General features: G+C 35.4%; 12 protein-coding genes and 1 riboswitch. Of the genes, 4 read left to right on the top strand and 8 right to left on the bottom strand.

Annotated features, from left to right (window positions below; all coding sequences use genetic code 11):
- Positions 1-38 precede the first annotated feature (38 nt).
- Positions 39-1,796, bottom strand: a complete 1,758-nt coding sequence (gene recQ / locus C1N55_RS09630) for a DNA helicase RecQ (protein WP_137728627.1) — start codon at positions 1,794-1,796, stop codon at positions 39-41.
- Between the two features lie 214 nt (positions 1,797-2,010).
- Between recQ and C1N55_RS09625 the strand changes: the two genes are divergently transcribed.
- Both C1N55_RS09625 and C1N55_RS09620 read left to right on the top strand, forming a co-directional pair.
- Positions 2,011-3,615 (top strand): ABC-F family ATP-binding cassette domain-containing protein, encoded by a 1,605-nt coding sequence (locus C1N55_RS09625; protein WP_137728626.1) that lies wholly within the window; start codon positions 2,011-2,013, stop codon positions 3,613-3,615.
- Positions 3,616-3,767: 152 nt separating this feature from the next.
- Entirely contained in the window at positions 3,768-4,466 is a 699-nt protein-coding gene (locus C1N55_RS09620) for a hypothetical protein (protein ID WP_137728625.1), read from the top strand.
- 52 nt (positions 4,467-4,518) lie between these two features.
- Here the strand turns inward: C1N55_RS09620 and C1N55_RS09615 are convergent, their stop codons facing one another.
- Positions 4,519-4,719 (bottom strand): cold-shock protein, encoded by a 201-nt coding sequence (locus C1N55_RS09615; RefSeq protein WP_036179813.1) that lies wholly within the window; start codon positions 4,717-4,719, stop codon positions 4,519-4,521.
- 239 nt (positions 4,720-4,958) lie between these two features.
- The gene (locus tag C1N55_RS09610; protein ID WP_205758530.1) at positions 4,959-5,249 is read right to left on the bottom strand and encodes a DUF1033 family protein; all 291 of its coding nucleotides are present in this window, start codon (positions 5,247-5,249) and stop codon (positions 4,959-4,961) included.
- A 314-nt stretch (positions 5,250-5,563) separates the two neighbouring features.
- Here C1N55_RS09610 and C1N55_RS09605 point away from each other — a divergent pair, with 314 nt between their 5' ends.
- Positions 5,564-6,211, top strand: a complete 648-nt coding sequence (locus tag C1N55_RS09605) for a 5-bromo-4-chloroindolyl phosphate hydrolysis family protein (RefSeq protein ID WP_137728623.1) — start codon at positions 5,564-5,566, stop codon at positions 6,209-6,211.
- Complete coding sequence (locus C1N55_RS09600) at positions 6,211-7,320, top strand: toxic anion resistance protein (RefSeq protein WP_137728622.1); 1,110 nt, start codon at positions 6,211-6,213, stop codon at positions 7,318-7,320. Before C1N55_RS09605 ends, C1N55_RS09600 begins: the two co-directional genes overlap by 1 nt.
- 225 nt (positions 7,321-7,545) lie before the next feature.
- On the opposite strand, the gene C1N55_RS09595 is transcribed toward C1N55_RS09600, so the two are convergent.
- The 5 genes from C1N55_RS09595 to odhB all read right to left on the bottom strand — a co-directional run bounded on the left by C1N55_RS09595 (position 7,546) and on the right by odhB (position 12,362).
- On the bottom strand, positions 7,546-7,743 hold the full coding sequence (locus tag C1N55_RS09595; RefSeq protein ID WP_137728621.1) for a DUF6501 family protein: 198 nt from the start codon (positions 7,741-7,743) through the stop codon (positions 7,546-7,548).
- Between the two features lie 427 nt (positions 7,744-8,170).
- Positions 8,171-8,908 carry an amino acid ABC transporter ATP-binding protein gene (locus tag C1N55_RS09590; RefSeq protein ID WP_137730605.1) on the bottom strand — a complete coding sequence of 246 codons (738 nt, stop codon included), beginning with the start codon at positions 8,906-8,908 and terminating at the stop codon, positions 8,171-8,173.
- A gap of 20 nt (positions 8,909-8,928) precedes the next feature.
- Positions 8,929-9,660, bottom strand: coding sequence for an amino acid ABC transporter permease (locus C1N55_RS09585; protein WP_137728620.1), 732 nt, complete (start codon positions 9,658-9,660; stop codon positions 8,929-8,931).
- Positions 9,661-9,781: 121 nt separating this feature from the next.
- Positions 9,782-10,633 (bottom strand): transporter substrate-binding domain-containing protein, encoded by an 852-nt coding sequence (locus C1N55_RS09580; protein WP_137728619.1) that lies wholly within the window; start codon positions 10,631-10,633, stop codon positions 9,782-9,784.
- A gap of 102 nt (positions 10,634-10,735) precedes the next feature.
- Positions 10,736-10,922, bottom strand: a riboswitch (Lysine riboswitch).
- Positions 10,923-11,096: 174 nt separating this feature from the next.
- A complete protein-coding gene (gene odhB, locus C1N55_RS09575; RefSeq protein WP_137728618.1) occupies positions 11,097-12,362 on the bottom strand; it encodes a 2-oxoglutarate dehydrogenase complex dihydrolipoyllysine-residue succinyltransferase in 1,266 nt (421 codons plus the stop codon).
- Positions 12,363-12,427: the final 65 nt, after the last annotated feature.

Here is a 12,427-nt window from a genome sequence, read left to right as displayed (position 1 = left end):
TATGTTTTCATGCCTTATTGAAGAAAATTTCGTTATTTTTAAGAGCTGAACTCTTTGATTGCAGAAAGGAAGACCGAACCATAGCGTTCAAGCTTATTTTGCCCGACTCCACTCACATCCAAGAACATTCGTTCGTCCGTCGGTTTTTTCTCACACATATCCTTTAAAGTCTTATCGGAAAAGACAACAAAAGGCGGAACCCCTTCTTTTTCAGCTAATGCTTTTCGAACTGCGCGTAAATGCTCAAACAATGGATCATCCTGTTTGACTGCCGTTACTTCAACCTTCGTTCGGCGGAGCACTTTCTTTTGTCCTAAAAGGACAGCCTTTCCTTCATCGGAAATATAGATTGTGGGAAATTGACCGGGCTGAACCAATAACACTTTCTCCGAAATTAAAAATTCAATGAAACTTGATATTTCTTTTGCTGTCATTGATTTTAAGATACCGAATGTGGATAAGTGTCTAAAGCCTTCGATTTTTTTATTTCGAGAACCTGCTAGTACTTGAGCAGTGATTGTTTTACCAAATTTTTGCCCCATTCGAGCAACACAGGATAATACCTTCTGTGTATCTTCTGTGACATCCATTTTGGGTCGAACATCGATACAATTACTACATTGACCACATTCTGAAGCTTTAGACTCGCCAAAATATTCTACGATATATGCCTGTAAACAATTCTCCGTATGACAGTAATCAACCATACTTTGGAGCTTCTCAAGTTCTAATGGAATTCGTGTACGATCTTGTGCTTGATCTATAAGGAAACGCTGTGTCTGCTCATCTGAAGAGCTATAGAGCAGGATACATTCACTTGGCAATCCATCGCGACCAGCCCGCCCCGCTTCCTGATAATAGCTCTCCATATTACGAGGCATTTGATAATGGATTACAAAACGTACGTTTGTTTTGTTTATACCCATTCCAAAGGCATTTGTTGCTACCATGACTTGGACTTCATCCTGTAGGAAACGATTTTGTTCCTGTGTTCTTTCAGCTTCCCCCATACCACCATGGTACTTTGCAACCCGTACTCCATTTTTTAATAATAATTCGTAAACTGCTTCTACCGATTTTCTTGTAGCTGCATAAATAATTCCAACTTCGTTTGAATTGTTTTTCACATATTTTTTAATGTATTGCTCTCTGTTTTCACCAATCAGTACTTTAAAAGATAAGTTGTCTCTTGAAAATCCTGCAATAAAGCTATCATTTTCGTCAATACGTAATAAGGAACAAATATCTTCACTCACTGTAGGTGTTGCCGTTGCAGTTAAAGCAATCACGGATGGCTTTTTTGACCAAAGGGATACGAGTGAGGATATCGTTCTATAACTTGGTCTAAAATCATGGCCCCACTGGGAAATACAATGGGCTTCATCAATTGCCACTAAAGGGACTTTTAGTTGCGAAAGCTCATTTCGAAACTTTTCATTTTCCAACCGTTCAGGAGCAATATATAAAAGCTTTATGTAACCATTTTTCACCCTTTCCATCGTCTCGTTTATTTGACTATAAGTTAGTGAGCTATTAATAAAAGCGGCTTCTATCCCATTTGAATGAAGAAGATCTACTTGATCCTTCATTAAGGAGATTAGAGGTGAAATAACAACGGTTGTGCCCTCTACACATAATGCAGGAACCTGATAACAAAGTGATTTCCCACCACCAGTCGGCATCACGCATAATGTATCACGACCATTAAGCACATTTTCTATTACTTCTTGTTGCGCTATGCGGAAACTATCGTATCCAAAATATTGTTTTAAAACCTTTTGTGCTTTTTGTATCATAGACTACCCCTCTACTTAAGTGGTTCCCCTATTATACTAGAAATCATTCAAAAGAAAAAAGAGAACGGGAGAAATTTATGGAATTGCTAATACGATTAGGTGATACCAGTGTTTTGTAGCTTTTGTATTGACTCCATGCTATAATAGAAATATTGTGTACAAAAGAGATTTTTGAAACAATTTAAACAGCTGAATATAAAAAGGAGGAGCTTACATGATTCAAGTTAGCAATGTAGGTCTTCGCTATGGCGATCGCAAATTATTTGAAGATGTAAATATTAAATTCACACCTGGAAACTGTTATGGACTTATTGGTGCGAATGGTGCCGGAAAATCCACTTTCCTTAAAATCTTATCCGGAGATATCGAACCACAAGAAGGTCACGTATCAATGGGTAAAGATGAGCGTTTATCCGTATTAAAACAAAACCACTTTGAATACGATGAATATAACGTTCTAGATACTGTTGTTATGGGGAACAAACGTCTTTGGGAAGTAAAAGCTGAGAAAGACGCGATTTACATGAAAGAAGACTTCTCTGATGAAGACGGTATGCGTGCAGCAGAACTTGAAGGTGAATTTGCAGACTTGAACGGTTGGGAAGCTGATTCAGAAGCTGCAACTTTATTGAATGGTTTAGGGATTGGTGACGAGCTTCACTACGTACAGATGGCAGATTTAGAAGGTTCAGATAAAGTAAAAGTATTATTAGCTCAAGCCTTGTTTGGTAAACCAGATGTTCTATTACTCGATGAGCCTACCAACCACTTGGACCTAAAAGCGATTAAATGGTTAGAAGAGTTTTTAATTAACTTTGAAAACACAGTCATTGTTGTATCCCATGACCGCCACTTCTTAAACAAGGTTTGTACGCATATTGCGGATTTAGATTTCTCTAAAATCCAAATTTATGTTGGGAACTATGATTTCTGGTATGAATCAAGCCAATTAGCACTTAAAATGGCTCAAGACCAAAACAAGAAAAAAGAAGAGAAAATTAAAGAGCTACAAGCATTCGTTGCTCGTTTCTCTGCAAATGCATCTAAATCTAGTCAAGCGACTTCACGTAAAAAAATGCTGGACAAAATCGAGCTAGAAGATATCAAACCATCTAGCCGTAAGTATCCATTCATCAATTTCCAAATTGGCCGTGATATCGGGAATGACGTTTTAACTGTTGATGGCTTGACTGCGTCTCAAGAGGGTGAAGTATTATTTAAAGATGTTCGCTTTATGATGAATAAAGAAGATAAAATCATCTTACTTGGTAGCCCATTAGCAAAAACTGCTTTAATGGATATCTTAATGGAACAGCGCCAAGCAGATAGCGGTTCATTCAAATGGGGTGTCACAACATCTCAAAGCTATTTTGAAAATGATCATGATAAGTATTTCACAGGATCAGAAAAATCATTAGTTGAGTGGCTTCGTCAATATTCTCCTGAAGATGAAACAGAAAGCTTCTTACGTGGCTTCTTAGGACGCATGTTATTCTCTGGTGAAGAAGTGAAGAAATCCCCTTCTGTTCTCTCTGGAGGAGAAAAAGTTCGCTGTATGCTATCTAAAATGATGCTTTCTAACTCAAACGTATTATTATTAGATGAGCCTACTAACCATTTGGACTTAGAATCAATTCAAGCACTAAACGAAGGATTAATTCGCTTTAAAGGTGCTATGATCTTTACATCACATGACCATCAATTTATTCAAACAATTGCTAACCGTGTTATTGAAATTCAAGAAGACGGTACAATTCTTGATAAGCAATTAACTTATGATGAGTTCCTAGAGTGGAAAGAAGCTCAAGGAATTAAGTAATTCATCAATTAAAATCCGTAAACTTCAATGTTTGCGGATTTTTATTTTCGAAATTCCTAGTATACATAATAATATTATTATCAACAGTCAATGCGTTTTGCATAACAAACTATCTTTTATAATACGCTATAATAATTTAAAGGAGGTTTTGCATGAAAAAGTTTTTAATAATAATCTCTTCCCTCTTTGTTTTATATGGATGTAATCATGATAAGGAAAAAGATTCTGAGGAGACTAGTTCACTTTCAGAAAATATAGATAGAAAACCACCAGAACAAGTCAATAAAGAGCCCAAAAATGGCCAAAATCCAGAAAATCCAGCTGAAATAGATTTTATGCACTATTTTAAACCAGCAGAATCAATTGCAACCTTTATCGGAGATGGGAATGAATTTGCAAGCTTTACCGAAAAAACAACTTACTTATCATCAAACTATGTGGCGACTATTATCGATAACGGTGGTGCCGTTACGATGAAAGTCTATCGGGTTGATGAGAATGAGATTTTATTAGTGATGGATAAGCTTGTGGAGGGAATGCCAGAAGATGCTGATTATCCAAAAATTGAAGATTTAGATAAGCTCCCTGTACTCGACACCTTCTTAGCTGGGCCGATAGAAGTTGGAACGACATTTAAAAATTGGTCAATTATTGAAACAGATTCTGAGCTTGTTACTCCATACCAAACCTTTGATGATGTTTTCATCATAGAAGAAACAGGTGATGGTTTTAAAAACAGGAAATATATCGTGGAGGATTATGGTGTTGTTAAAACAGAAGCGATCATGTCAGAAAATAGTTCTGAACAGTTTATCGTAACTTCTACTTTAGAAGATATCAGTCTACATTAAAAGAGACATCCCTCTTCTAAGGGATGTCTCCAATCTACGATTTTTAGTTAAATTATAGTTTTACTACGTTAGCAGCTTGTGGTCCGCGGTTTCCATCAACAACCTCGAATTCCACTTTTTGACCTTCGTCAAGAGTTTTGAAACCTTCACCTTGAATAGCTGAGAAGTGTACGAATACGTCGTTTTCTCCTTCAACTTCGATGAATCCAAAACCTTTTTCTGAGTTAAACCATTTTACTGTACCTTGTTTCATTTAAGAAAACCTCCAAAAAATAAAAATATTAACAATATGTGATTGTTTTACCGTAATAAAAAATTCACATATTACAAAGAGTACCGACTTTACACCGATCACTCTTTGTAATATGTGAATCAATTTGTACCCGGTCATGCAATATTATTGTTATTTAAATTATACCATCTTATGACATTTTGTCAAATGCATTATTCAACTTTTTTAAAATTTTCACTTATTTCTGTTAATTGAACTATTTACTCATTATCCTTTATCAATTTAGCGACAATTATTCCATGATAAATTTGGATATCATCTTCACATGCTTCACAATACTCTTGCTCTTCATCCGTCCAAAAGGCATAGTACTTCTCTTCTTTAGATGCTTCGTGTTCATACTTTTGACGAAATTCCTTTAATGTCTCTTGAAGCATTTGTTCTAAATCCCCTTCAGATTCAAATTGTGAAGTCGCTACAATATTTGATTCCCATCCATCAAACATCCACCAAGGTTCATAATCAGCTTTCATATAAATGATTTGGTACACTCTACTTCCGATCCTTTCCTTCTTCTAATATGCATTTTAATGGAAATGCTATGAATTTGTCTATTTTAAGACCTTGCGCGATCATTATTAACCACTACTCAACACATTTCTATAAATTCTTACACATTATATATTGAGAAAAAAGTTATACAATAAATAATTTCAAGCTATCTTAAAGGCTTGTATTTTTGTATAGATTTATTTAAAGTGAACCTATAGATAATTAAATATTTCTCACATAAAATCGGGAACTATTGAAACTTTTTCTTCCGCTCTTTCGTAATAACAAGTATAGAAATAAAGGAGGTACAATTATGCTCGGTGCTGCAAATTTCTTTACACGACATGCACTCAATTTTTTAATTGGTTTTACAGTGTTTATATTAACGGTTGTTAATTTCGATCTTGGATATATTTTCGTACCGGTAGTATCAATTGCTGCCTATTTGATAAGCAATATAGCGATGAAAGCTTTCCAGAAATCGAAGAGAAGTAAAGAGCTAGGTCTATCTCGCTCTGAATATAAACATATTGAAAATCAAATTAAACAAGCGAAAGGACATATTAATTCCCTATCACAGCAATATATTCGTGTTCGTTCAGTTCGTTCTTTTAAATTGTTAAATGAGATGATGAAATTATCAAAAAGATTAGTTCACATTGTTCAGAATAACCCGCAAAAGTTTTATTCTGTAGAAGATTTCTTCTATTCACATTTACCATCAGCTGTACAATTAACACAAACCTATACAATGTTAAGTCAAACTCAAGTCAAGGACACAGAAATTCACCTGGCACTTGAAGATACACGTAAAACATTGAAAGGGCTTCATGTTACAATGGAGAATGATTTGAAATGTGCAATTGAATCTGATTTGGAAAGTCTTAGAATTGAACTAGATTTTGTAAAACTTGAAAACGCTAAAAAACTTCAACAAATCGATCTTCGAGGTGGAAAATAATGTCAAATAAAAAGAGTCCCAATCATCCATTTGAAGAGTTTTCAAATAATGAGGGCTCTTTTTTACATCCTTTTGCAAATAATCACTATACAATAGAAACCCCTGTCTACTCTACCCTTAGTGAGGAAAAGCAGTCCCATGCATTATTGTTGGCGAGCAAACTAGATGTTTCACAATACGAAAATATTCTACATTTTGGCTCAGAAATTCAGCATTCTTTAAAAAACTTTACCCATAATATGCTGATTCGAGTACAACGTAATGATACATCGCCTATTCGTGAAATTTTGCATAAGCTAATGGAGCATTTAAGTAAGATCAACCCAGATGATTTAATCGAAAAAGAAAAAGGTTTCCTGCAAAAACTCTTCACTCGTTCAACATCATCAATCCAGGAGCAGATGACCCAGTATAATCGATTAAGCAAACAGATTGATCGATTAGGGATTCAGCTACAGCATTCTCAAAAAGGCTTACTTTCCGATTTGAAAATGCTAAACGAGTTATATCAATTGAACGAAGAATATTACCATAATTTAAATACCTATATTGCAGCTGCAGAAATGAAGAAAAAGGATATAATTGCAAAGCAGTTACCAAAATTAGAACAATCATTAGATTCTTCAAATAATCCTTTAGATAAACAACGACTTAATGATTTGCAAACTTCCATTGAATGGCTGGATAAACGTCTCTATGACTTACAAATATCAAGAGAGATAGCAATTCAAACTGCACCACAAATACGAATGATTCAGCAAACAAACCAAATGCTAGTAGAGAAAATTCAAAGTTCCGTCATGACGACAATTCCATTATGGCAAACCCAAATTTCAATGCTGATTAATATGAATAATCAAAGAAGAGCGAATCAAACAACTCGTCGTCTAATGGAAACTTCTGAGCAGATGTTGCACAAGAATGCAAAAATGCTTGAAACTACAGCAAAAGATACTAGTAAAAAGAAGGCCTTATCTCATCACGAAATCGACCTATTTAAGCAAACCCAATTAGAACTAATCAATTCAATCGAAGAAACGCTCCGTGTACAGGCCATAAGTAACGAACAACAAGCCTCAATTGAAGCTACAATCATTGAAAGAGCATAAGTTAAGCTGTATCTAGATAGGTTATTAAACAAACAAGTGTCCTTCATCTCGATTTGTGAAGGACACTTGTTTTTGTAAGTTTATTATATATTTGGCTTTCATGTTGTAAATGAAGACTATTTTATCTTAGATATGGCCATTTTTGATTTCTATGCAGATGAGCTTCACAAATCGATAAAAAAACACCATAGTCCGCTACCTGAACTATGGTGAATAAAACTTTCATCATTCAAAATAATCTTTGTAGTAGCCACCAACATTACCCGTATTATCAATTACAAAGATGAATTCTTCTGTTTCATTTTTCACTTCATATTCTTTGCCCACAGTTAATACATTAGAAACTAAATATTTCTCCGCATTTGTGTGTGTACATTTTACTTTTCGAATAGTCGGTGCATCTGTCCATTTTAAGTTTAACATCATCTTAACCTCACTTTAAATCTTCTATACATATGGTTCTATTTTAGACTTTATTGCATCGCATTTCCACCTATTTGTGGATTGATTTATAACTTTATTGTAGAAAAATGCTTTAAATGATACATTATTCTAGAGGTGATCTATTTGTACTTTGGTGGTTTTGGTGGCATTCCGATGTGGTTTTTTATCATTGCCATTGTTTTTGCTATTATTTTTATTATCATATCTGAGTGGAATTCTAGAAGTTAATTCTTTCGTAATTTTTATTTTTATTTTTCCTTATACTCAATTGGCTAGACAACTATTTTCATTCTAGCCCCATCTTTAGTAAACAAGTAATTGATTACTATTTATGTAAATTTAATCGATATAGTTTAAACAAAAAAAGATAAATTCTTGAGAATCTTCAGGAATTTATCTTTTTCATTTATTGCTTTAATGTTCTTTTTAGGAATTCTTTTGTTCTTTCTTGTTTTGGGTTTACCAGAACTTGCTCAGGTGAGCCTTCCTCTACGATAACCCCTTTATCCATAAATACCACACGGTCTGATACTTCACGCGCGAATTCCATTTCATGTGTTACAATCAACATAGTATGTCCTTCATCTGCTAATTGACGCATTACTTTTAGTACTTCCCCAACCATTTCTGGATCAAGTGCTGACGTTGGTTCGTCAAATAACATTACCTCTGGATCCATTGCAAGTGCGCGTGCAATAGCAACCCGTTGCTTTTGGCCACCTGAGAGCTGACGAGGCTTCGCATTCACATATTGATCCATGCCCACAATTTTTAAATACTTAAGTGCATTTTCTTTTGCTTCTTCCTTCGAACGCTTTAGAACCTTTTGTTGACCTACGATACAATTTTTTAATACGTTGTGGTTATTAAATAAATTGAATTGTTGGAAAACCATTCCTAAATGGGTACGATATTTTCTTATATCGTGTTTATCATTTAAAATGTTGTCACCTTTATAAATTATTTCACCGCCACTTGGTGTTTCAAGTAGATTGATACAACGTAATAACGTTGATTTTCCTGAACCCGAAGAACCAATCAAGCATACAACCTCACCTTTGTTTACAGTGAAGTTTACATCTCTTAAAACTTCATGGCTGCCAAATGATTTATTTAGATGTTTTATATCAATTACTTTTTCCATCATTCTATCTCCTTACGCCATTAAAGAATCTGTTCTTCTCTTTTTAGTTGCACTTGATACGCATCTTGACCATCCATTCTTTTTTCGACAACACGCAAAATACGTGAAGCGATAAAAGTCATAATCAGGTATATAAGACAAGTAATTACATAGGATTCTGCAAATCGGAAATTTGCTCCCGCAATTGATTTCGTTGTAAAGAATAATTCTGTTACACTAATTACACTTAACACAGCGGAGTCTTTAATATTCATAATTAATTGATTTCCTGTTGCAGGTAAAATATTACGGAACACTTGCGGTAAAATAACATGAATCATTGTTTGGAAGTGTCCCATTCCGATAGCTGATGCTGCTTCGTATTGTCCTTTATCGATCGAAACGATGCCACCTCGAACATATTCAGCCATATAAGCTCCAGTATTCAAACCCACAACAACAATCGCTGCCACAAATCGATCCATCTCGAAGCCATAGGCAGCAAAACCATAGAAAACGACCATCGCTTGTACAATCATTGGTGTACCACGGAAGATTTCAACATAAACCGTTAATATGAAATTAAAAATCTTTAAAATTAAAGATTTAATAGATTTCTTGCGTTGAGGAATCGTGTGCATTACACCAATAAATAATCCGATAAGAGCACCAATAATTGTACTAATAATTGCAATTAGTAACGTCATATATGCGCCATTTAAATAACTTGGCCAATTCTCTTTTAATATTGAGAGTATAATATCTAAACTCATAAATATCCTCCTAAATAATTTGGAAACGAACTCCTGCTAATCTTTTAACCTTTTCATAGATATGTAAGTATAAGAAAGTGAGAAACTGGCCACTGAAATTGTGACCAGTAATTCACCCTTATTAATGAGCTGCAGGTTGGTTTGCAATTGCTTGATCCATAATTTGTTGACGTTCTTCTTCAGAAATTGCAGTTAATGTTTCGTTAATTACATCAATATTTTCATCGCCTTTTACAAGACCGATTGCAACTGATGTATCAGCTTCTTCTGTTTTAAACCCTTCTTCTAATTCCACGTATGTGAAATTTTCATTTGCAGTAGATGCTGAAATCGCTTCTGGTCTTTCTGCTACATATCCATCAATGACACCAGATTCTAGAGCAACACGCATATGAGAGAAGCTTTCCATTGCCACTTCTTTCTTAACATCTGGAATTTGATCAATTACTGCATAATTTGTTGTATTTAATTGTGAAGTAATTTTTGCACCTGCGAAATCAGCTAGTGTATTAGCTTCCGCATATTCTCCACCAGTTTTCGTCACGATAACAAATTGACTTGTATAATAATTCTCAGAGAAATCAATAACCTCTTTACGCTCATCAGTTGGACTCATACCGGCAATAATTGCATCAATCACACCTGATTGTAATGCTGGAAGTAAGCCTTCCCATTCAGTTTTTACGATTACCAATTCTTTACCAAGAGCTTCTGCTACACGTTTAGCGATTTCTACATCATATCCGCCAGCATACTCTTGTGAACCTTCAATTTTCACCGCACCATTTGAATCATCGTTTTGAGTCCAGTTAAACGGAGCATATCCTGCTTCTAAACCTACCTTAAAAACATCGCTGTCTTTCGAATTTGAAGTTGATGATGTTGTTGAAGACCCTTCTTCAGCAGTTCCACAAGCTGCCAGTACCATTAAAGCCAGCACAGCAGTCATTAAGATTTTTAGTGTTTTCGACATTTCTCTCTCTCCTTCTTTAATTTTTTGAGCCAATTTATGCAAAAAGCGACCTAAGATGAACTTAGGTCGCTAAAATTTAGCCCAAATCCTCTAACGTTCCCTACCTGAGATAGCTCACCTCAGATGGTTGGGATTTCCACCTGAGACAGTCCTGCAATTATTCACTGCAGACCCAGCATGATGTAGAGAGCCTACATTCACACTTCGGCGACATTTCCTCATTTTTCATATCCTGGTTTTGCTCTAAACTCCATGAAAAACTATTAAATATCGCGCCTCTACCTCACTTGTAACGTGAGGTTTTAATATTAATTTACTAATTGAATATTACTATACTAAAAATCTCATGTCAATATTCATTTTTCTGAAAAGTAGACACTTATCTATTCTTTTATCTAGAATTTTATTACAAATTTAAAAATACCTAGCGAAAATTAATCCGCTAGGTAGATTTTAAACAAAATTATGAATTTAATAGTAAATCTTCAGGATTTTCGATTAATTCTTTAACCGTTTTTAAGAATCCAACTGAATCTTTTCCATCGATAATACGGTGGTCATACGATAAAGCAACGTACATCATTGGACGAATTTCAACTTCACCATTAATTGCAACAGGACGTTGAACGATTGAATGCATTCCTAAAATACCAGCTTGCGTACCATTCATAATAGGAGTAGACATTAATGATCCGAATACACCACCGTTAGTGATAGTGAATGAACCACCAGCCATGTCATTTAATCCTAATTTTTTGTCGCGAGCTTTTTTCGCTAATTCCGCAATATCTTTTTCGATTTCAGCAAAATTCTTAGCATTTGCGTCACGAACAACTGGTACTACTAAGCCTTCTTCCGTAGATACCGCAACACCGATATCGAAGAAATTGTTTAAGTGAATTTCATCTCCACTGATTTGTGCATTCACGTATGGATATTTTTTTAGTGCTGCGACAACAGCTTTTGTAAAGAAGGACATGAAGCCTAATTTAATGTCGTTTGCTTTCACAAACTCTTCTTGTTTGCGTTTACGTAATGCCATGATGTTTGTCATGTCAATTTCGTTGAAAGTAGTTAACATTGCAGTAGATTGTTTAACTTCAAGTAAACGTTTTGCAATTGTTTGACGACGACGTGACATTTTTTCAATCGTAACACGGTCAGTTTCTGCTGCTGGAGCAAATACAACTGGACCATTTGATGTTGTAATTGAAGCTACTGGTGCTTGTGTTTGTGCAACTGGAGCTGTTCCGTGAGCCGCTACATCTTGTACACGTACGCGTCCTTGTGGATCAACTGGTGAAATTGCGCTTAAATCAATACCTTTTTCGCGAGCTAACTTACGAGCTGCTGGTGATGCAACTACGCGCTCATTAGAAGTTTCTTCAACAACTGGAGTTGCAGGTGCTGGTGCTGGTGCAGCTGCCGGTGCGCTTTCAGCTTTAGGTGCTTCTTGTGGTGCAGCTGCTGCTGCTGGCGCTGGCGCTGCTCCTTCTCCAGCTTCAACTACAGCGATTACTTGACCTACAAGAACTGTATCGCCTTCTTCAGCTAAAACTTGAGTTAGAACTCCAGCTTCCTCTGAAATAATCTCAGCATTTACTTTATCTGTTTCTAATTCAACGATGAATTCGCCTTTTTCAATGCGATCTCCAACTTTTTTCACCCATTGTGCAATAGTACCTTCTGTAATTGATTCTGCTAGTTCAGGGACTTTAATTTCAGCCACTTTAAATATCCTCCTTTAAATAGCATGTGTACCTAAAAAGGTACAACATGGTATCGCTACTACTA

The organism is Lysinibacillus sp. SGAir0095, from assembly GCF_005491425.1.
GTDB lineage: Bacteria > Bacillota > Bacilli > Bacillales_A > Planococcaceae > Ureibacillus.
Note: the sequence above shows the minus strand (reverse complement) of the source record. Positions and strands in the feature narration are given on the sequence as shown.